The sequence below is a fragment of the Halorubellus litoreus genome, assembly GCF_055378595.1.
Map to the genome: position 1 here is coordinate 1647854 of NZ_AP043836.1, position 21015 is coordinate 1668868.

19 protein-coding genes are annotated in these 21015 nt (G+C 69.6%); 14 read left to right on the forward strand and 5 right to left on the reverse strand.

Annotated elements, in window-relative coordinates; translation table 11 throughout:
* Positions 1-54: 54 nt before the first annotated feature.
* A complete protein-coding gene (rnz, locus tag ACZ48X_RS12425; protein ID WP_336349417.1) occupies positions 55-990 on the reverse strand; it encodes a ribonuclease Z in 936 nt (311 codons plus the stop codon).
* A gap of 195 nt (positions 991-1185) precedes the next feature.
* On the opposite strand from rnz, the gene ACZ48X_RS12430 reads away from it, so the two are divergent.
* The 5 genes from ACZ48X_RS12430 to ACZ48X_RS12450 all read left to right on the forward strand — a co-directional run bounded on the left by ACZ48X_RS12430 (position 1186) and on the right by ACZ48X_RS12450 (position 6584).
* Positions 1186-2505 (forward strand): DUF4382 domain-containing protein, encoded by a 1320-nt coding sequence (locus tag ACZ48X_RS12430; RefSeq protein ID WP_336349416.1) that lies wholly within the window; start codon positions 1186-1188, stop codon positions 2503-2505.
* A gap of 167 nt (positions 2506-2672) precedes the next feature.
* The gene (locus tag ACZ48X_RS12435; protein ID WP_336349415.1) at positions 2673-3695 is read left to right on the forward strand and encodes an AAA family ATPase; all 1023 of its coding nucleotides are present in this window, start codon (positions 2673-2675) and stop codon (positions 3693-3695) included.
* Between the two features lie 125 nt (positions 3696-3820).
* Positions 3821-5542: a sensor histidine kinase gene (locus tag ACZ48X_RS12440; RefSeq protein ID WP_336349414.1), complete on the forward strand. Its 1722-nt coding sequence runs from the start codon at positions 3821-3823 to the stop codon at positions 5540-5542.
* A 155-nt stretch (positions 5543-5697) separates the two neighbouring features.
* Positions 5698-6135 (forward strand): acyl-CoA thioesterase, encoded by a 438-nt coding sequence (locus tag ACZ48X_RS12445; protein WP_336349413.1) that lies wholly within the window; start codon positions 5698-5700, stop codon positions 6133-6135.
* A 68-nt stretch (positions 6136-6203) separates the two neighbouring features.
* Positions 6204-6584 carry a hypothetical protein gene (locus ACZ48X_RS12450; protein ID WP_336349412.1) on the forward strand — a complete coding sequence of 127 codons (381 nt, stop codon included), beginning with the start codon at positions 6204-6206 and terminating at the stop codon, positions 6582-6584.
* A gap of 33 nt (positions 6585-6617) precedes the next feature.
* Here the strand turns inward: ACZ48X_RS12450 and ACZ48X_RS12455 are convergent, their stop codons facing one another.
* Positions 6618-7778 (reverse strand): TIGR01177 family methyltransferase, encoded by a 1161-nt coding sequence (locus tag ACZ48X_RS12455; protein ID WP_336349411.1) that lies wholly within the window; start codon positions 7776-7778, stop codon positions 6618-6620.
* Positions 7779-7950: 172 nt separating this feature from the next.
* Here ACZ48X_RS12455 and ACZ48X_RS12460 point away from each other — a divergent pair, with 172 nt between their 5' ends.
* From ACZ48X_RS12460 to ACZ48X_RS12480, 5 genes are all read left to right on the forward strand, one after another.
* Positions 7951-8520: a TATA-box-binding protein gene (locus ACZ48X_RS12460; RefSeq protein ID WP_323674213.1), complete on the forward strand. Its 570-nt coding sequence runs from the start codon at positions 7951-7953 to the stop codon at positions 8518-8520.
* A gap of 132 nt (positions 8521-8652) precedes the next feature.
* Positions 8653-10074: a PQQ-binding-like beta-propeller repeat protein gene (locus ACZ48X_RS12465; RefSeq protein ID WP_336349410.1), complete on the forward strand. Its 1422-nt coding sequence runs from the start codon at positions 8653-8655 to the stop codon at positions 10072-10074.
* A complete protein-coding gene (locus ACZ48X_RS12470) occupies positions 10074-10697 on the forward strand; it encodes a PH domain-containing protein (protein ID WP_336349409.1) in 624 nt (207 codons plus the stop codon). The genes ACZ48X_RS12465 and ACZ48X_RS12470 overlap by 1 nt, the downstream gene beginning before the upstream one ends.
* A gap of 92 nt (positions 10698-10789) precedes the next feature.
* On the forward strand, positions 10790-11164 hold the full coding sequence (locus ACZ48X_RS12475) for a DUF7473 family protein (protein WP_336349408.1): 375 nt from the start codon (positions 10790-10792) through the stop codon (positions 11162-11164).
* 102 nt (positions 11165-11266) lie between these two features.
* Positions 11267-11617 (forward strand): hypothetical protein, encoded by a 351-nt coding sequence (locus ACZ48X_RS12480; RefSeq protein WP_336349407.1) that lies wholly within the window; start codon positions 11267-11269, stop codon positions 11615-11617.
* A 112-nt stretch (positions 11618-11729) separates the two neighbouring features.
* On the opposite strand, the gene hisG is transcribed toward ACZ48X_RS12480, so the two are convergent.
* Positions 11730-12578, reverse strand: a complete 849-nt coding sequence (gene hisG / locus ACZ48X_RS12485) for an ATP phosphoribosyltransferase (RefSeq protein ID WP_336349406.1) — start codon at positions 12576-12578, stop codon at positions 11730-11732.
* Positions 12579-12951: 373 nt separating this feature from the next.
* Here hisG and ACZ48X_RS12490 point away from each other — a divergent pair, with 373 nt between their 5' ends.
* Together ACZ48X_RS12490 and ACZ48X_RS12495 are read left to right on the forward strand one after the other, a co-directional pair.
* Positions 12952-14238 carry an amidohydrolase gene (locus tag ACZ48X_RS12490; RefSeq protein ID WP_336349405.1) on the forward strand — a complete coding sequence of 429 codons (1287 nt, stop codon included), beginning with the start codon at positions 12952-12954 and terminating at the stop codon, positions 14236-14238.
* Between the two features lie 374 nt (positions 14239-14612).
* On the forward strand, positions 14613-15359 hold the full coding sequence (locus ACZ48X_RS12495) for a hypothetical protein (RefSeq protein ID WP_336349404.1): 747 nt from the start codon (positions 14613-14615) through the stop codon (positions 15357-15359).
* 315 nt (positions 15360-15674) lie between these two features.
* Here ACZ48X_RS12495 and ACZ48X_RS12500 read toward each other — a convergent pair whose 3' ends face one another.
* Positions 15675-18107 (reverse strand): PAS domain S-box protein, encoded by a 2433-nt coding sequence (locus tag ACZ48X_RS12500; RefSeq protein ID WP_336349403.1) that lies wholly within the window; start codon positions 18105-18107, stop codon positions 15675-15677.
* A 165-nt stretch (positions 18108-18272) separates the two neighbouring features.
* Here ACZ48X_RS12500 and ACZ48X_RS12505 point away from each other — a divergent pair, with 165 nt between their 5' ends.
* Both ACZ48X_RS12505 and ACZ48X_RS12510 read left to right on the forward strand, forming a co-directional pair.
* Positions 18273-18821, forward strand: a complete 549-nt coding sequence (locus ACZ48X_RS12505) for a hypothetical protein (protein ID WP_336349402.1) — start codon at positions 18273-18275, stop codon at positions 18819-18821.
* Between the two features lie 96 nt (positions 18822-18917).
* On the forward strand, positions 18918-20201 hold the full coding sequence (locus tag ACZ48X_RS12510) for an adenosylhomocysteinase (protein WP_336349401.1): 1284 nt from the start codon (positions 18918-18920) through the stop codon (positions 20199-20201).
* Between the two features lie 158 nt (positions 20202-20359).
* On the opposite strand, the gene ACZ48X_RS12515 is transcribed toward ACZ48X_RS12510, so the two are convergent.
* On the reverse strand, positions 20360-20947 hold the full coding sequence (locus ACZ48X_RS12515; protein ID WP_336349400.1) for a class I SAM-dependent methyltransferase: 588 nt from the start codon (positions 20945-20947) through the stop codon (positions 20360-20362).
* Positions 20948-21015 lie beyond the last annotated feature (68 nt).

Below are 21015 nucleotides of genomic sequence, written 5' to 3' on the forward strand. Positions count from 1 at the left end.
AGATAAGTTCCGCGGGGGTGGCGGTTTCGAGCGACGACCGGCCGCGCTCGACGGTCAGTCGTCGGCGTCGGGGAACGGCACGTCGAACGTCTCGCCGTCGCTCGGCACCCACGACTCGCCGTCGAACTCGCCCGCGGCCTCGGCTTCGTGCGCGGAGACGTCGCCCGCGTACCGCGAGGAGATGTGGACGAGCGCGAGCCGCCTCGCACCCGCCTGCCGGGCGATACTCCCGGCCTGCGCGGCCGTCGAGTGCGCGGTCGACGCGGCGCGGTCCTCGCACTCGTCGGTGAACGTCGCGTCGTGCACGAGCAGGTCCGCGTCCGCGGCCGCCTCGACCGTGCTCCCCGTCGGCGTCGTGTCGCCCGTGTAGACGACGGTGCGGCCAGGGCGGGGGTCGCCGACGACCGCGTCCGGGTCGACGACGGTCCCGTCCTCGAGTTCGACCGACTCGCCGCGGTGGAGCTGCGAGTACTTCGGCCCGGGTTCGATACCGAGTTCCTCCTCGGCCTTCTCGCGGTCGAACCGGCCCTTCCGGTCGTCCTCCACGATCGCGTACCCGACCGCGTTCGTCCGGTGATTCACGTCGAACGCGCGGACCTCGTACCCGTCGCCGTCGAGCGCGACGTCGCCCGCGCGCACCTCCTTCACGCGAACCGGGAAGCTCGGGGTGTTCCCCGTCGCGTTCAGGAGTCGCTTCGCGGTCGAGCGTTCGCCCGCCGGGACGTGCACGGCGAGCGGTCGCTCGCGTTCGTTGAAGTCCATCGTCTGGGTGAGGCCGGGAATCCCCAGGACGTGGTCGCCGTGCGTGTGCGTGACGAACAGGTGGTCGACGCCGAACCCGGTGCCGTACCGCATCATCTGGCGCTGGGTGCCCTCGCCGCAGTCGAAGAGGAGGTCGTCGCCCTCGCGGGACACGAACAGCGCGGCCGGATTCCGTTCAGTGGTCGGGATCGCCCCGCTCGTCCCGAGGAACGTCACGCGTAACGACATGCTCGCGTGACTCTCGTGGGGCCACGGGGAAACCCGTATCGGAACGAACCCGCCGACCGGGCTCGCGGAGCGGACCGCCGCCGCGCCGCCCGGTTTCGCGGACGGTTCGCGTCCGTTCAAACCGTTCACGCCTACTGAATTGGGCCGAACGTTCTGGCCAGGTTATGACCAAGTAGGCACTACGTACTCTCGACGATGACCACGAAGAAGGCGATCGGTGCGGTCGCCGTGGCAGCCCTCCTCGTCCTGGCGGGCTGTTCGACGGCCGTGCCGGGCACGACGACGCAAGCACAGGCGACGACCGACGACGGCGAGGCCGGCTCGATGGACGCGAGCGACTCGGCGGCCCTCACGTTCTACGTGAGCGACCGCCCGGGCGCCATCGAGGACTTCGAGCACCTGAACGTCACCATCACGAAGATCGGCCTGCACGAGGCCGGCGGTGACGACGCCGAGGAGACCGAGTCGGCGAACGAGACGAGCGAGTCGGCGGACGACACGACCGAGGCGGACGCGAACGCCGACGTCGGCGACGTCGACACCACGACGGTCGACGACCCGAACGAGACGACCGTCGAGATGAACGACACCGAGACCGAGGACTCCGAGGAGACCGAGGAGCCCGAAGAGACGGAGGAACCCGAGGAGACCGAGGAGCCCGAAGAGACCGAAGACGAGGAGTCTGAAGGCGAGGAGTCCGAGGAAGCCGAATCCGAGGACGACGACGCCGAGGACTCCGAGGAGGACGGCTGGGTGATGCACGACGTCGACAACGAGACGGTCGACCTGACGAAGCTCAAGGGCGCGAACGCGACCGCCATCTCGAACGTCTCGGTGCCCGCCGGCGAGTACGACAAGGTGTTCGTGTACGTCAGCGACATCAACGCGACGCTCACGAACGGCGAGTCCGTGAACGTGAAGCTCCCGAGTTCGAAGCTCCAGATCAACAAGAACTTCGAGCTGTCGGCGAACTCGTCGCCGGACTTCGTGTTCGACATCAACGTCCACAAGGCCGGGAACTCCGGGAAGTACATCCTCCGGCCGGTCGTGAGCGAGTCCGGGACGGGCGACCAGGTCGCGATCGAGAAGGTGAACAAGAACGGGAAGCCCGAGAACCCCGGGAACAGCGGCGCGAAGGGGAAGGACAAGGGCGACGACGATGACGACGACGGCGACGAGACCGAGGACGACGAGTCCGAGACCGAGCGCGCGCTCGACGCGACGCTCGACGGGAAGGTCCGCGCCGGCGAGACGGTGACGCTCTCGGTGACGGACGCGAACGGGTCGGTCGCGAACGCGACCGTCGCCGTGAACGGCGAGACCGTCGGCGAGACCAGTTCCGATGGAACGCTCGCGTTCGAGGTTCCCGACACCGAGGAGCTCGAGGTGACGGTGACCAGCGGCGACGCCGAGGTCGAACTCGAACGCAAAGTGAAGGGCGGTGCGGGCGGCGGGAACGGCAACGGTAGCGTGACCGCGCAATCGCTCGGCGGGCACGCGCTCGCCGCGGTCTAACCGCGAACGACGCCCTGTCCCCGCGTATTCTTCCGTTCTCCACGACCCCACAGCGGCGCGTCGCGGCGCGCGGTGACTCCGTGCGGGCGCGCGGCGTCGACTCGGTGGACGACGACGCCGTGACGTAACCGACAGATTCGTACCGCGGCCGCGACTACGTCGTCGTGATGGACGCGCCGCTGTGGACGGACCGACACGCGCCGACGCTCGCGGACCTCCCGCAGGAGGACGCTCGCGAGTACCTCCAGCACGCCGTGGACGACCCGATAAACCTCGTGCTGTACGGGCCGGCGGGCGTCGGGAAGACCGCCGCTGCGCGAGCGCTCGCGCGAGAGAGTCACGCTGACCCGGAGAACGACCTCGTGGAGATCAACGTCGCGGACTTCTTCGACCGGACGAAGAAGGAGATCACGAACGACCCGCGGTTCGCGTCGTTCCTCCGTGGGAAGTCCCACCTGTCGAAGCGCGACATGATCAATCACGTCCTGAAGGAGAGTGCGAGCTATCAGCCGGTCTCGGGGCACTACAAGACGGTCGTGCTGGATAACGCGGAGGCGGTCCGCATCGACTTCCAGCAGGCCTTGCGGCGCGTGATGGAGCAGTACCACGAGGCGACGCAGTTCGTGGTGACGACGCGGCAGCCGACGAAGCTCATCCCGCCGATCCGCTCGCGGTGCTTCCCGGTGTCGATGCCGGCGGCGAGTCACGGCGCGCTCGTGGACGTCCTCGAGCGCGTCTGCGAGCGCGAGGGCGTCGAGTACGACGCGGACGGCCTGGAGTACGTCGCCGGGTTCGCGGACGGTGACGTCCGCGAGGCGGTGCTGGCGGCGCAGACGACGTACGAGGGCGAGGGCGAGGTGTCGATGCAGGCGGCGTACGAGACGCTCGGGGACGTCGCGCACGAGGAGCAGGTCCAGGAGATGCTGGACGCCGCCGAAGCCGGCGAGTTCACGGACGCTCGTGGTGTGCTCGACGACCTGCTCGTCGACGAGGGGTACGAGGGCGGGGAGGTCCTCGAGGTCGTGCTCGACGAGGCCAGGTCGCGGTACGACGGCGACAGGCTGGCGACGCTGTACGAGCTCGCGGGCCAGATCGACTTCGACATGACCGAGGGGTCGAGCGACCGCGTGCACCTCTCGCACCTGCTCGCGGAACTCGGCCGCGAGGACGGGCCGCGCGTCGACGCCTGAGGACTCCTGGCGCCTCGGTGCCGTCACTTCGAGAGCGCTCGGACCCGCTCGAAACCAACTCTGGGCTTGCATATTCATGGCGGTTCGCCGTCACGATTAGGTTCGTCTAGCGACAGCGTACGTTCGTGCTCCCGACGACGCCAGTCGCGTGGTTCGCGCTCGGCGCGACGCTCATGGGTGCAGCCCTGAGTTACGCCGTCGGCTACGTCGCGTGGCGTCGCGAGGCCGACGCGCCACGGGTCCGCGGGTACGCGAGCTACGTCGCCGTGGGCGGTACGTGGGGGCTCGCGTACGCGCTCGTGCTCCTCAGCCCCACCACGCCTCTCGCGTTCGCGTTCGACGTCCTCCGCGCGACGACGGCGACGGCGACCGCGTGGCTGTTCCTGCTGTTCGTCGCGAACTACACGGGACACCGCGACCGCCTGGAACGACCGCTCAGGCTCCTGCTCGCCGTCGACGTCGTCGGCTACACCGTCGTGTACGCCACCGAACCGTGGCACGGGCTCCTGTTCGCCGAGGAGGTGCGTGCCGTGACCGTCGACGGCCTGACCGTCCTCACGCAGGTGCCGTCGCTCGCGTTCACGCTGCACTTCCTGTTCGTCGTCGGCGCCGTCCTCTACGGGGTCGTACTCCTCGCGAGGTACGCGTTCGCGGCGCGGAACGTCTACCGCGAGCAGACCACCGCCGTCCTCCTCGGAACGACGGTGACGCTCGCCGGCGCGGTCGCGGTCGCGTTCAACCTCGCCGGGAGCGGGAACTGGCAGTACTTCGACCCGACGCCGTTCGCGTTCGCCCTGAACGGCGTCGTCATCGGGTGGGCGCTCCTCCGCCTCGACTTCCTGACGGTCGGCCCGCTCGCGGCGAACACGCTCATCGCGGAGATGACGGACGCCGTGTTCGTCCTCGACGACGACGACCGCGTCGTCGACGCGAACCCGACCGCGGCGGCGCTCGTCGACGGCGACCCCATCGACCGGGAACTCGCCGCGGTCCTCCCGGGCGTCGCGGCCGCCGTCGAGTCCGGGGAGAGCGTCGAACTACCGGCGCCCGACGACGTCACCGAGACTGCGGTGTACGACGTGAACGTCTCGCCGCTGCTCGGGCCGTACGACGTCCGCCGCGGGTCGCTGCTCGTGCTCCGGGACGTCACCGAGCGCACCGAACGCGAACGCCTCCTGGAGCGCCGGAACGAGCAACTCGACGAGTTCGCGAACGTCGTCAGTCACGACCTCCGGAACCCGCTCGGGGTCGCGAAAGGGTACGCCGAGCTCGCCGCTGAGACCGGCGACGAGGACGCCATCGAGGAGGTCCGGCGCGCGCTCGACCGGATGGACGACCTCGTCGAGGACGTCCTCGCGCTCGCGCGCAACGACCGGGACGCCGTCGACCCGGAGCCGGTCGAACTCGCCGCCGCCGCCCGGTCCGCGTGGCAGTCCGTCGAGACCGACGCCGGGACGCTCGACGTGACCGACGACGCGGTGGTGCTCGCGGACCGGTCGCGGCTCCTGCAGGCGTTCGAGAACCTGTTCCGGAACGCGATGGAGCACGGCGCGACCGGGACGCGCTCGGACGGCGGCGCGACCGACGCGCCCGGCGTCCGCGTCACCGTCGGTGTGATCGACGACGACGCGGGGTTCTTCGTCGCGGACGACGGCCCGGGCATCCCCGAGAGCGACCGCGACGCGGTGTTCGAGTCCGGGTACTCGACGGCCGGCGACGGGACGGGGTACGGGCTCGCCATCGTCGAACGCGTCGCCGACGGTCACGGTTGGCGCGTCCATCTCGCCGAGAGCGTCGACGGTGGCGCGCGCTTCGAGTTCCGGGGCGTCGACCGCGTCGACGACTGACTCGCGAGGCGTCCGACCGGGGCGAGCGCGGTTGCGTCGGCTGGTCGTGGCCGCGCCCGGGGTTTTTACGGTGGGCCGCGGCCGCGCCCGGGGTTTTTACGGTGGGCCGCGGCCGCGCCCGGGGTTTTTGCGGTGGGTGCGCGAACGGTCGAGGTATGCCGACGCTCGCCGAGACGTACATCGAGAACCGCCAGCGCGTCCAGCCGAACCACGCGAACAACTACGACGCCGTCCACGGCGGGAACCTGATGAAGTGGATGGACGAGGTGGGGGCGATGAGCGCGATGCGGTTCGCGGGCGCGCCGTGCGTGACCGCGGCCGTCGACGAGTTCAGCTTCGAACGCCCGATCCCGGTCGGTGACACTGCCGTCATCGAGGCGTACGTGTTCGACGCGGGCCGGACGAGCGTCCGCGTCTTCCTGCGCGCGCACCGCGAGGACCCCTTGACGGGCGAGACCGCGAAGACCACGGCGGCGTGCTTCACGTTCGTCGCCGTCGACGAGGACGGGAAGCCGACGGGCGTGCCGGCGCTCGACGTCGACTCGGAGGAGGAACGCGAGCTGCAGGCGACCGCGCGCGACAGCGTGGCGTGATCGTGATCCGCGCGCGGGTCGCGTCGAGCGACAAAAGACCTATTCTGCGCGCTCTCGCAGGGGGTCGCATGACCGACCTGGGTCGCTTCGAGCGCGTCGGCGTCGCCGCGGGCGTCGCGCTCGTCGCGGTGTTCGTCGTCGCGCTCCTCGCGGACGCCGTCGCGACGGACGCTCGGACCGCGTTCGTCGTCGCCGTCCTCGCACTCGGCGCGCTCGCGGGCGTCGTCGCCGCGACGACGGGCGTCCTCGCGTACGAGACCGTGTGGGCGTTCGCGCTCGGCGCGTGGCTCGTCGCCGTCCCGTTCGTCTCGCTCGCGCCCGAGGGCCGCATCGCGGTGCTCGTCGCGTCGAACGTCTTCCTCGACGACGCGGGCTACCGCGTGCTCGTGCTCGCCGTCGCGAGCCTCGGTGGCGTGGTCGTCGCCGCGGGCTACGGCCGGTACGCGTAGCTCACGGCCCAGAAACCGTCGCCGGAACTGCGGTCAGACGGCGCGGGCGTCGACGCCGTCGTCGTCGTCGAGCACGAGCACGTACCGGTCGAGGCTCGCGTGCACGCGCCGCTGGAACGCCGCGTCGACCGTCCAGCCGGCGTCCCGGGCGGCGTCGCGCCAGTCGCGGTCGGCGACGAGCACGCAGCGGTCCGCGACCCGACGGCTCTCGCGGAGTGCGCCCGCGACGAGGTCGTCGAGCGCGTGCGTCTCGATCTTCGACTGGCGGCCGTACGGCGCGTCGAACACCACGCCGCTGACGGCGTCGTCGCGGAGCGCGAGCCGGGTCGCGTCGCCGCGCATCGTCGCCCAGTCGCCCGGGTTCGGGCGGTCCGCGGTGTCGGCAGGAGCACGGTCGCCGTCGAGGAACGCGGCGAGGTTCTCGCGCGCCCCGCGCGCCATCTTCGACTGCGCGTCGACGCCGAGGACGTCCGCGCCGACGAGCCCCGCCTCGACGAGCACGCCACCGGTCCCGCACATCGGGTCGAGCACGGTCGCACCGGGGCGCGCGCCGGCGAGGTTCGCTATCGCGCGCGCCAGCAGCGGGTCCATGCTCCCCGGCTGGAAGAACGGGCGGTCCGTCGGCTTCCGGTCGCCGAAGTCACGGACCGACGCCGCGGTCTCCCAGCCGACCGCGCAGACGCCTCCGTCGCCACGCGCCGCGTCGCCGGGCGCGCGCTCCGCGCCGGTGTCGCCGTCGCCCGCCTCGTCGACGGCGTCGCGGGCGTCGCCCGCTCGACTGTCCGAGGCGCGCGGCGCCTCGTCATCCGGCGCGAACGCGACGCGCAGGACGTTGTCGGGGTCGTCGAGGTCGACGTCGAACCCGCGGTCGACGAGCACCCCGCCGAGTTCGCGCTCCGCGTCGCTCGTCGACACGCCCGTGGCGCCGCGGACGTCCCGCGCGCGAACCGCGACCGAGCCCTCGCGCGCCAGCGGTGCGGCGTCGAGGAGCGCGCGCGCCGACGCGACCGAGGCGTCGCCGGTCCCGACGAGCTCGCTCGCGCGCCGGGTATACGCCAGCCCGCGGACGCGTTCGGCGACGACCGCGTCCGCGGTCGCGAGGCCGACGCCGAGGCGTTCGACGCCCGTCGCTGCCGTCGCCGCCTCGCGGCGCGCGAACGCGTCGTCCTCGCCGCCGAGTTCCAGCAGGTACACGACCGCCCGTACCTCGCCGTCGCCCAAAAGGCGTTCGAACACCGCCTCAAGTACCCCTTAAGACCGGGTTCGTGCGTGCGAACTCGCCGAGAACCGGGGTGTCGGTCGGTCGCGGCACGTTCACCGCAGCACCAACCTTTATAAGCCTTAAATACGACTTTAAGAGCGAACGATGACCGACGACGACCCCAAGGACACCATCAACATCGAGAACGTCGTTGCCTCCACCGGCATCGGCCAGGAGCTCGACCTCCAGTCCGTCGCCATGGACCTCGAAGGCGCAGACTACGACCCCGAGCAGTTCCCCGGTCTCGTCTACCGGACGCAGGAACCCAAGTCCGCCGCACTCATCTTCCGCAGCGGGAAGATCGTCTGCACGGGCGCCAAGAGCACCGACGACGTCCACGAGAGCCTCCGCATCGTCTTCGACAAGCTCCGCGACCTCAAGATCGACGTGCAGGACGACCCCGAGATCGTCGTGCAGAACATCGTCACGAGCGCGGACCTCGGGCGGAACCTCAACCTGAACGCGATCGCGATCGGCCTCGGCCTGGAGAACATCGAGTACGAGCCCGAGCAGTTCCCCGGCCTCGTCTACCGGCTCGACGACCCCGAGGTCGTCGCGCTCCTGTTCGGCTCCGGGAAGCTCGTCATCACCGGCGGGAAGAAGCCCGACGACGCCCGGCACGCCGTCGACAAGATCGTCTCGCGCCTCGAGGACCTCGGCCTCCTCGACTCCTGACGACGGCCACGCGGCTCCACTCCACCACTTCTCCACGACCGTCGACGACGCAGGACCGACGCCGGCGAGATATTTCTACGGGGAAGATTGAAAATTTTATTCTACTAGGCGCGATTATTCGTTCGCTAAGGCATGTCTGGATTGACTCGTCGACGGGTGCTCGCGACGGCAGCGGGCGGCGCCGTCGGACTCTCGATCGCCGGCGGCGCCGTCGGTGCGTCGACGGCTAGCGACGAACCGACGCCCACGTGGCGGTACGAGGTGCCCGAGGGGAGCATGGCGACGACCGTCCTCGACGACCGCGCCGTCGTCGGCACCGACGACGGCACCGCGTTCGCGGTCGACGTCGCGAGCGGGACGAAGGCGTGGACGAGCGATCTCGGGAGCGCCGCCGTCGCCGCCGCCAGCGACGCCGCGACCGGGACGGTGCTCCTCGGTGGGGAGAGCGGCGACCTGCGAGCGTTCGACGCCCAGTCCGGCGACGCGCGCTGGCGGCGCGCCCTCGATGGCGCAGTCTCCGGGAGCATCGGAGAGGACGGCGCGTTCTTCGTCACCTCGACGTCCGGGACGCTCGCGGTCGTCGACGCCACGTCCGGCGAGGTCCGCTGGCAGCAGTCGGCGCGCTCGTTCGACCGCATCGGTCCCGTGGTCCCGGCGGTCACCGACGACCTCGTCCTCCTCCAGAACAACGGCGGCCTGCTCGCGTACGGCCGCGACGCCGGCGCGAAGCGCTGGTCGGCGTCGATGTCCACGCGCTGGACGCAGAACGTCGTCGCGGTCGCGGACGGGAGCGCGTACGTGACCGGACACGAAGGCCAGGTCGCGAGCGTCGACGTCCGAACCGGCGAGATTGAGTGGGAGCGGTCGGTCGGAACGCGTCTGTCCGGTGCGGTCGCCGACGGCGAGCACGTCTACTTCTGTGACTTCCAGGACGGCGGCGTGTTCGCGCTGCAGGCCGGTGACGGGTCGACGGCGTGGACCGGGTCGGGCGAGGCCGGGACGCCGACGCTCCGGGACGGCACGCTGTACGTGGCGGGCGAGGAGAACGAGACGCAGGTCGTTCGAGCGTACGCGGCCGAGACGGGCGTCGTCGAGTTCGCGCTCGACCTCGGCGACGCGACGTCGCGGACGTGGATGACGCGCCCGGCCGTCGACGGCGACGTCCTCGCGCTCGGCGAGCGGAACCACGTCGGTGCGGCCTTCCTCGGGTACGACCTCTCCGCGAACGAGCGCGAGGGGACGACGACGGCGACGACCGCCGCGGGCGACGACGAACAGTCCGATGGCGCCGACGGGACGCGGTCGTCCTCGGTCGACTCGAGCACGTCGACGTCCGGGTCGACGGACGACCAGGGCACGTCGACGTCGATGGACGGCGAGCGCGACGCGACGCGGACGAGTTCGGCGGACGACGGCCCGACGCGCGGGTTCTTCTCGAACGGCGAGGACGCGAAGTCCCTGGAGGAGTCGGTGTCGACGACGACGCTGAGTCTCCTCATCGGGCTCGTCGGGACGCTCGGCACCATCGCGCAACTCCGCGGAGGTGACGACTGATGGCGCGCGGTCGCCCGGCGGCCGTCGGTGGCCTCATCGCTGCGTTGCTCGCCGCGCTCGGGTTGGGCGTCCAGTTCGACCAGACGCCACTCCCGCCGGGCCTCGGCACGCCCCTCCTGCTCGTCGGCTTGCTCGTGTTCGCGGTCGGCGTGCGCGCGAACCAGCTCGCACCCGAACGACCGACGTACCGCGACGGCGAGGAGGAAGTCCTCCAGTACAACCCCGTGCAGACGCCCGCGATAGCGACCATGGCCCTGGGCGTCCTCGGGTTCGTCGCGACCGGCTACCTGCTGTACTTCACGCGGACGCCGTACGTCTACCCGACGGTCACCGGCCTGGTGGCGCTCGCACTCCTCGTCAGCGGCGGCGCGACCTACTACCGGAACAGCCTGACGACGTACTACGTGACGACCGAGCGCGCCATCCGCGAGTACCGGATGTTCAGCGTCGACCGGTCCGACGTCGACATCGACGCCGTCGGTGGCGTCAACCGCACCGACTCCCGCATCGAACGGCTCGTCGACGCCGGCACCGTCACGATGCGGTCGCCGTCGACGTCCGTGACGTTCCGCAGCATCACCGACCCCGAAACGGTTCGCAACGAGATAGACCAGCTCCGGTGAGCGCGGCTCGCCGCCGCGACCGCTGGCGTCGCCTCCACCCGCCGACTCCGGAAGGGCTGGACTGAAAACCCGTCGGCCCCTCACGTCGAGTGATGGTGCTCTCGCCCGCGCAACTCGACCCGGTCGCCGGTAGCCCGGTCGCGTTCGTCGGTACGTTCCTCGTCGCCGCGGTATTCTACTCGCTGACGTTGTTCGTCGCCGCGCGGTACGTGCTCGGTGACGCGCCACTGAAACGCGCCGTGGTCGTCGGCGTGATTCTCGCGGTCGCGTCGATGCTCCTCCAGCGCTACGAGCCAGCGATCGTCATCGCGGTGACGCTCGGCCTGGACGCGTTCGCGATCTCCGCGGTCTACCGGCTCTCCTGGAAGTCGACGGCGCTCGTCGCGGTCGCGCACTACACGGTCGCCGTCATCGCCGGCATCACGATATTCAACCTCGTCGCGCTCCTCCAGACCGCACCCGTCTGAGCGCGCCTCGCCCGGCGCGCGGTCGCGCGCTCGCCCGGAACGCAGTCACCCGTTCACCCGGAACGCCGGGCTTTTTGTACGGTACCGGCCGTAGGTCGCGCCATGAGTACGTCAGAGGTCGAGATGGACGCTGACGACCGCGCGAAGTTCGCGCGCGGTGGCGTGTTCCTCCTCGTCGGTGGGCTCCTCGTCGTCGCGTTCGCGGTGCTGGGTGTGGAATCGTCGCCGTCGCTGTACGCGGGCCTCGTCGGTGGGTCGCTCGCGCTCGCGGTCGCGGTCGTGCTGTCGAGCGAGCCCGTGGTGCGCGCGGTGTGGTTCGCGCCCGGTGTCGCCGCGGTCGGGATCGCGCTCAGCGACGCGTTCACGCTCTCGGGGATGGTCGTCGGTGGCCTGTTGGTCGCGCTCGGTGTCGTCCAGCTCGTCACCGCCGGCCTCCTCGAGAAGCAGTTCTGAGGACTCGGTGGTGGCGCGCGGTCGAGCGACGGGACGACGTCGGGCGACGTCGTTCGCTCGGGTTACTCGACGAGGCGTTCGCTCGGGTTACTCGACGAGGCGTTCGCTCGGGTTACTCGACGAGGCGTTCGATCTCGGTGACGAGGATGTCGCTCGCGCCCGCTTGCTTCACGCGATTGATGGTCTCGAAGACGTCCGCGTCGTCGACGACGACGTGCACGGCGACCTTGTCGTCGCCGGCGACGTCCATCACGGTCGGGCCCCCCATGCCGGGGATGACGTCGCGGATGGCGTCGAGGTTCTCGCGGTCGGCGTTCATCATCAGGTAGCGTTTGCCGTCGGCGGCGAGGACGCTCGCGAGCGCGGTGCGGACCTGCTCGGTCTTCTCGTCGTCGACGACGTCGCTGCGCGCGAACAACTGGACGCTCGAGGAGAGGACCTCGTCGATTATCGCGAGGCGGTTCACCTGGAGCGTCGTCCCCGTGCTCGTGATGTCGACGATGGCGTCCGCCATGTCGACGTGCGGCGTCAGTTCGGTTGCGCCCGTGACCTCGACGACCTCCGCGTCGATGTTGCGTTCGTCGAAGTACTCGCGGGTGAGTCGCGGGAACTCGGTCGCGACCGTCTTCCCTTCGAGGTCGTAGGGGGTCTCGACGTCGCCGTCCTCGGGTGCGGCGAGCACGAGCCGGCACTCGCCGAACTCGAGGTCGAGTAGCGCTTCGACGTTGTCGTGCCCGGCTTCTTCGGCCTGGTCGAGTCCGGTGATGCCGAGGTCTGCGGCGCCGTCGGCGACGTACTCGGGGATGTCGGCCGCTCGTGCGAACAGCACGGAGACGTCGGGGTCGACGGTGTCCGCGTAGAGTTTGCGGTCGGCGCCGTCCACCACGGGGAGGCCCGCGCGTTCGAGGAGCGAGATCGAGGGGTCGTGAATCCGGCCCTTGTTGGGTACCGCGATGCGCATGCGTCTGCTTGCGGTGGCGTGGGGAATACGCTTTCCCTCGCGGCAGTCGCGCGGTGGCGTGGTTTGCGTTGTCGTGGTTTGCGTTGTCGTGGTTTGCGTTGGGGTGGGAGCGACGGTGGTGCGTCGGCGCGCCCGGACCGCACCGCAGCCACGCCCTCCCCAGCCGACGGCGCCCTCACTGCGTTCGGTCGCCGTCCCTCGCACGATGTCGGCGTCGCGAGGCTCGCCGTCGCTCGCCCCGCGACGCCAGCGCGCGCCAGCCGGTGACTGAGGCGGCCCGAACCGCGACGCGGGGTTTACATGAAACGTAAACCCCGGCGTGGTCGCAGTCAGGATGGGAACGCACATGCCTCGGGGTGCAAAAGCGAGTGGCATGAGTACGCTCTGCGTGTCCGGCGGGCGCGTCCTGCTCCCGGACCACGACGTCGTGCGAGCCGACGTGTTGGTCGACCGGGACGAGGGAACGATTCTGGCGGTCGACGAGGACCTGGACGGCGACGAGACGCTCGACGCTGACGGCTGTCTCGTGCTGCCGGGGCTCGTGAACGCGCACACGCACGCCGCGATGACGCTCCTGCGCGGGATCGCGGACGACAAGCCCCTGGACGCGTGGCTCCAGGAGGACATCTGGCCCGTGGAGGCGGCGCTGACGAGTGAGGACGTCCGCGCGGGCACCGAACTCGCCGCCGTGGAGATGATTCGAAGCGGGACGACGGCGTTCGCGGACATGTACTTCGAGGTGGACGCGGTCGTCGACGCGGTCGAGCGAGCGGGTCTCCGCGCTCGCGTCGGCCACGGCGTCGTCACCGTCGGGAAGGACGACGACGCGGCGCGCGAGGACGCGAGCGAGTCCATCCGGGCCGCCGAGCGGTTCGACGGTGCCGCGGACGGCCGCGTGTCGACCGCGTTCATGCCGCACTCCCTCACCACGGTCGACCCCGACGTCCTCCGCGAGTACACCGCCGAAGCCCGCGAGGCGGGCGTCCCCGTGCACTTCCACGCGAACGAGACGACCGACGAGGTCGACCCCATCCTCGACGAGCACGACGAGCGCCCGCTCGCCTGGGCGCGAGAACAGGGCCTCCTCGAACCCGAGGACTTCCTCGCGCACGGCGTCCACACCGACGCGAGCGAGCACGACCTCCTCGCCGAAACCGGCGCTGGCGTCGTGCACTGCCCGGCGTCGAACATGAAGCTCGCGAGCGGCATGGCGCCCGTCCAAGACATGCGCGAGGCGGGCGTGACGGTCGCGCTCGGCACCGACGGCGCCGCGTCGAACAACGACCTCGACGTCTTCGACGAGATGCGCGACGCCGCGATGCTCGGGAAGCTCGCCGCCGACGACGCGAGCGCCGTGCCCGCGGACGCCGTCGTCGAGATGGCGACCCAGGGCGGCGCCGACGTCCTCAGTATCGACTCGGGACGCATCGAGGCGGGCGCGAACGCCGACCTCGCCGTCCTCGACCTCGACGCCGCGCACCTCACCCCCCAGCACGACCTCGTCAGTCACCTCGCGTACGCCGCAACCGGCAGCGACGTCCGCCACACGGTCTGCGACGGCCAGGTGCTCATGCGCGACCGCGAACTCACCACGCTCGACGCCGCGAGCGTCCGCGAGCGCGCCAGCGAACACGCGCAGGCGCTCGTCGACCGCGCCTGACGTCGGACGCTCCCGGTGCTCCGCGACCGCGGCTAAGCACCGACGCGAGCGGGAACGGTCGCGTTCGTCGCGCCGACCACCACGAGCGTCAACGCGACCATCAGCAGCGACCCCATCGGTGACGACGCCCCCCGACCACTCCCCTTTCGCATACACCACCTCCTCGTGCGAAGGCAATGAAACGTTCGCTCGCTGACGTGCTCGCCACGAGCGCGCACCCCGTCACCATCGACCCCGTCTCTCCTGGAGACCGGAATTAAACGACGAGAGTCGTTCGTGAACGCCCTAACTTTCTCTGAGGGCGTCTCGTGGAGGTGGTGAACGGAACGAACGAGGTGCCCGGTTTATGCAGGTATCCACGTTGTTACCAGGTGATGCCAGACTCCAGAAAGACCGCGTTGTTCGGCGTGCTCGTGATGCTGGTCGCCGCCGTCGGCCCGATGGTCGGCGCCGCCGCACCCGCAGACACGACAGCGACCACCGCCATCGACGACGACGCCGACTTCGCGATCAGCCCCGACAACGAGACGACCGACGACAATGACTCCGACCTCGACGAGAACGAGTCCGACCTCGACGAGAACGAGTCCGACCTCGACGAGAACGAGACGGACGAAAACGCGACGGACGGGAACGAGACCGAGGACGTGATGGACGGGAACGAGACGAGCTCCGAGGCGGCGATGCAGGAGTTCGTCGCCGGCCTCCAGCGCGTCATCGCGAACGCGACGAACGACACGAACACGACGGCGCCCGGTCGCGTCATCGCGTCGTACGTCGTCGCGAACAACCCCGGGAACGCGCCCGCTCACGCCGGTCCGCCGAACGGGACCCCCGGCGCTAGCGCCGCGAACGAGACGAACGCGTCCGCCGGCGGCCCGCCCGAGGGCACGCCCGGCGCGAGCGCAGGGAACGGCTCCAGCGGCGGCCCGCCGAACGGAACGCCGGGCGGTGCACCGACCGGGAACGAGACCGACGGCGGCGCACCCGGTAACGGCGGCGGGAACGGGAACGGCGGCGGGAACGGGAACGGCCCGAAGCAAGTCACCGCCACGACCACCGTCGCAGCGGACTTCGCGGCGCACGCCGCAGTCGCCGTGACGACGCCGTTCGATTACTGACACCGCACGCAACACACAGGCCCAACCGACCCCCTCACGCCGCCACGCGGTCCCCGCACCCCCGCGGCGTCGCCGCTCCCCCTTGCGACGCCGCTTCTCCCCTCTCGCGACGCACTCCCCCCGCGTCGCGCACACGCTCCAACGACCCGGCAGCGACGCGTCGCCTGCAGCGGCTCACAGGAACCCCGACAGCGACGGCTCCCCACACAGGAAACGGCCGCCTGACGGCGGCCGTATGCTGGTGCAGTCGTCAGAGCACCCGGGAAGCCGACGGGGAAACGGCCGCCTGACGGCGGCCGTATGCTGGTGCGGTCGTCAGTCCGACACGAGCTCTGACTCTTCGCCGCCCTCGGCGGCGCCGGCCGCGAGCGGAAGCCGGACGGTGAACTCCGCGCCACCCTCCGGGCGATTCTCGACGTCGATACCGCCGTCGTAGGACGCCACGAGCTCGCGAACGAGGTACAACCCGAACCCCGTCCCCGGCGAATCGAACCCCTTCTCGCCCTTCTCGAAGATCGCGTCCTGCATCGCCTCGTCGACGCCCGGCCCGTCGTCCGCGACCGCCACCACCGCCTCGTCGCCCTCGACGTGCACCGACACCTCGACCGTCGGCGACGCCGAATCGTTGTGCTGGACCGCGTTCGACAGCAAGTTCTCGAACACCTCCGGCAGCAGGTCGTTCCCGACGACGCGCACGTCCTGCGCCGGGTCGTACGCGACCGTCGCATCGTCGTACGCCTTCCGCGCCTTCTCCACCTCCGCCGACAGGACCGCGTCCAGGTCGACCGGCTCCGTGCGCTCGCCGTCCTCCTCCGTCAACACCTGCATGAACGACCGCATCGTCTCGATGAGGTCCACCATGTCCCGGACGCGCGACTGCACCGTCTCCAGGTGCTCCGCGACCTCCGGGTCGACGTGCCCGGAGAGGAGGCCAGCGCGCGCATCCACGACGTTCATCCCGTTCAGGAGATTGTGCCGGATGATGCGGTTCATGAACTCCAAGCGCTCGCGCTCGTGCTCCAACTGCTGCTCGCGCTCCCGGCGCTCGGTCATGTCCCGCGTCACCTTCAGGAACCCGCGGAGGTCGCCGTCCGCGTCCCGGAGCGCCGTGATGGAGACGTTCGCCCAGAACCGCGACCCGTCCTTCCGGACGCGCCACCCCTCCGTCTCCGTCCGCCCGTGCTCGCGCGCCTCCGACAGCAACCTGGCCGCCTGCCCCGCGTCGCGCGCCGACTCCGGGTAGAACGTCTCCACGTGCTCGCCGAGGACCTCGTCGGGCTCGTAGCCCTTGATCTGGCGCGCCCCACGATTCCAGGACGCCACGTGCCCGTCGACGTCCAACCGGAAGATCGCGTACTCCTCGACGTCACCGACGAGCGACGAGAACTGCTCTCTGGTCTCCCGCAGGGCCTGTTCGCGCTCGTCGCGCTGACGCACTAACTCCAGTTCGTTCCCGACCCAGTTCCCCATCAACTCCATGACCGTCATCTCCCAGTCGTCGACGGGCTCCCCGGGCTCCGGCCCGTAGAACGCGAGCGTCCCGTACAGCTCGCCGTCGACGTGCACGGGCATCCCGACGTACGATTCCATGTCGACGTCCGCGTGAGAGAGAGAGTCCGTGAGTTCAGGCGCCTCCGTGGAGAGGTGCGCGAACCGTTGACTCTCCTCGGTTTCGACGACGCGTCGACACACCGTGTCCGAGAGCGGGTACGTCTCGCCCTCAACGAACGGCCACTCGGGTGGACTCGCCGCCCGGACGTGGAAGTCCTCGCCGTCGGCGCGCGCCAGGAGCGCGAACTCCATGCCGAGTTGCTCGCGGCCGACCTCGAGGAGCGCCGCGATGCGTTCGTCAACGCTCGCGGACCGGTCCAGGAGGATGTCGTGGAGTTCGCGGAGGACGCGCTCGCGGCCCTCGAGTCGCGCCGTCGTCTCCTTCTGTTCCGTGATGTCGGTATAGTGCTCGATGCGTCCGCCCTCGTAGAGCCCGGACTCGATCTGTTGACTCCGATGCTCGATCCATCGTTCTTCGCGGTCGGGACCGGGGAGGATGTGGAACTCGAAGTGCTTCTCGTAGACGTCCGACCCGTACGTCTCTTCGACGAGTCGCTGGAACCGATCGGAGTCCGCGACCGCGGTCGCGTTCTCCTGGAGGACGTCGCGCTTGTCGCGACCGATGACGGCCGACCGTTCGACGCTGAAGTAGTCCTCGATCACTTCGTTCACCCAGACGACGTCGTTGTCGTCGTTCAAGATGATGATACCGACGTTACTGCTGTCGAGGACGTCCTCCGTCATCGACCGGTACCGTTCCTCGCTCCGCTCGAGCTCGCGTCGGTCCTGCGACCGCATCACGCTGTAGATCCCGATGAACGACCCGAGGACGAGGCCGACCGCGGCGTTGCTCGACGCGATCACGCCGAAGTCCGTGCCGGTGTGGTAGAACAACTGGATGCCGAGCACCCACGCCTGGAGCGCGAGCACGCCAGCGCTCACGACGAGACTCCACGTCGCCACCCGGAGGACGTGCTCGCCGTCCCAGTCGTTCAAGTACAACCAGGTGACGACGACGCCGAATGCGACGAGGAGGAGTCCGGGGAAGGTGAACTCGACGAGGGAGATGAGAACCGACGCGCCGTCCCAGACGATGTCGGCGTACACGTCGTACAGTTGCGCGACCGTGACGACGACCCCGAGCGCGAGGAGGACGAAGACGCCGATCCGTCGCTGGAGGTCGTCGCTGATGTCCATATCGTATCATGCGTAGACCGGACCGCAAAGACACCCCACCTAACTGTCTAGCCCCGATACTCTCGTCGTGGGTCGTCGACGCTGTACGCGACCGGCGCCGGTGCGATCGTCACGAAGAAAGGCGGCCCGCGGCATCGACGCCTCGGCCGCACGTACGTGTACGCGATGGCGGTCGTACCGGTCACCGCACTCGAACTGCTCGCGTTCGAACAGTCCCTCCTCCGGATATTCCTCGGGTTCGTCGCCGTGTTCAGCTTCTACTTCGCGTTCTCCGGCTATCGCGTCCTCTCCCGGAAACGCACCATCGACACCCCCGGCACCGTCGACTGGGTGGCCACCGGCCTCTTCGGTGCGTCCGGCGTCGGCCTCCTCGCCATGGGAGCGTGGTTCCTCACCTCCGGGAACCAGTTCGGTCTCGTCATGCTCGTCTTCGGCGGTATCGCGCTCACCACGACCGTGGGCGACGTCCGGCAGTTCCGCGCCACCGACCTCGACCCACGGACGTGGTTCTTCGAGCACCTCAACCGCATGGGTGGCGCGTACATCGCGACCGTCACCGCGGTCGTCGCGACGAACGCGCGCGAGCTCCCGGGCGTCCCCCTGCCCGTGATCTGGTTGCTTCCCGCCGTCATCGGCGGCGCCGCCATCTGGTACGTCTCCCGCCAGTACAAGGCCAAGTTCGAGCCCGGCACCAGCCCGCAGCCCGCGGACTGACCCCTTCGGACGTCGTCGCGCCGCGTCGACTGACCCGCCGCCGCGAACGAATCCGGCTTCGGTAGGGTTTTTGCGTCGCTCCCGCTGGTATCTCGCATGACAGACTATCCGTCGATCACCGCGCAACTCGACGACCCCGATGCCGCCCGCGAGGAGGGCCGTCGGAAGATGGACTGGGCACGCCAGCACATGCCCATCCTGAACGCACTGCGCGAGGACTTCGAAGCCGACCAGCCGTTCGCGGACCAGCGCATCGGCATGGCGATGCACGTCGAGGCGAAGACCGCGAACCTCGTCGAGTTGCTCGCCGACGGCGGCGCGGAGGTGGCCATCACTGGCTGCAACCCGCTGTCGACGCACGACGACGTGAGCGCGGCGCTCGACGCCCACGAGAACATCACGAGCTACGCGAAACGGGGCGTCGACGACGACGAGTACTACGCCGCCATCGAGGCCGTCATCGACATCGAGCCGACCATCACGGTCGACGACGGGATGGACATGGTCGCCGCCATCCACGAGGACTACCCCGAACTCATCGACTCCATCATCGGCGGTGCCGAGGAGACGACGACCGGCGTCCACCGTCTCCGTGCGATGGACGACGACGGCGCGCTCGACTACCCCGTCTTCGCCGTCAACGACACGCCGATGAAGCGACTGTTCGACAACGTCCACGGCACCGGCGAGTCCTCGCTCGCGAGCATCGCGATGACGACGAACCTCTCCTGGGCGGGGAAGAACGTCGTCGTCGCGGGCTACGGCGACTGCGGCCGCGGCGTCGCGAAGAAGGCAAGCGGGCAGAACGCCGATGTCATCGTCACCGAGGTCGAGCCCCGCCGCGCGCTCGAAGCCCACATGGAGGGCTACGACGTGATGCCGATGAGCGAGGCCGCCGAGATCGGTGACGTATTCCTCACCGTCACCGGCAACCGCGACGTCGTCACCGCCGAGCACTTCGAGCAGATGAAAGACGGCGTGCTGCTCGCGAACGCCGGTCACTTCGACATCGAGGTCGACCTCGACGCGCTCTCCGACATGGCCGTCGACCAGTACGAGGCCCGCGACGGCGTCGAAGCGTACGAGATGGACGACGGCCGCCGCCTGAACGTCCTCGCCGAAGGCCGCCTCGTGAACCTCGCCGCCCCCATCGCGCTCGGGCACCCCGTCGAAGTCATGGACCAATCCTTCGGTATCCAGGCCGTCTGCGTCCGCGAACTCGTCGACAACCCCGACGCGTACGACGCCGGCGTCCACGACGTCCCCGACGACCTCGACAAGGAAGTCGCCGAGATAAAATTGGAGGCCGAAGGCGTCGACTTCGACTCGCTGACCGACACCCAGGAAGAGTACATGGGGAGTTGGCAGCACGGGACGTAACTGACCGCACGAGCATACGGCCGCCGCCAGGCGGCCGTTTCCAGCGCTGTGGGATGAACTGACCGCACGAGCATACGGGCGCCGCGAGGCGGCCGTTTCGGGTGATGCGGTGAACGAACTGGCTCTCGTGGGTGGTTTCTGCTTGAAGTCGGCTGGTGTTATCGGGTGGCGATGAGGACGCCGACGGCGTCGGAGACGATCTCGACGTCGGTGAGCGTGAATCCTGCATCCGCGAGGAGGTTGGCGACGGTGCCCATCGGTGGGAGCGTCTCGTAGTCGCTGGGGGACTGCGCTGGTCCGAAACGCATCTTGTCGGCGACGACGACGCACCGCGAGTCCAGCGAGGCGAGTCCGTCGATGGCGGCGCGTAGTTCCTCCTCGCCGCCCTCGTCGTAGGCCATGTACAGCGCGTAGCTTGCGACGACGACGTCGACGGGGTCGTCGACGTTGGGCTCGCGGAACGACCCGTGGTCGAACGAGACGTTCTCGATGCCGTGCTGTTCGGCCTTCTCTCGTGCGTACTGGAGCCACTCGTCGTAGATGTCTCGTCCGACGACGTGGTCGCACTTCGACGCGAGTTCGAGCGCGACGATACCGGTGCCGGTACCGACGTCCACCACCGTATCGTCGGGGTCGATCGGTGCGTGTGCGAGCAGATACGCCAGACACCGCTGGTACGTCTCGTCGTTCTCGCTGTCCGCGTCGTACTCCATCGGCGTGTAGCCATCAGACTCCGTGTTCGTCATTGGCGGGGAATAGGCCGCGTCGAGTGATAAGGGTCTCAAGAGTTATCGCTGACAGGTTCGACCGGCTC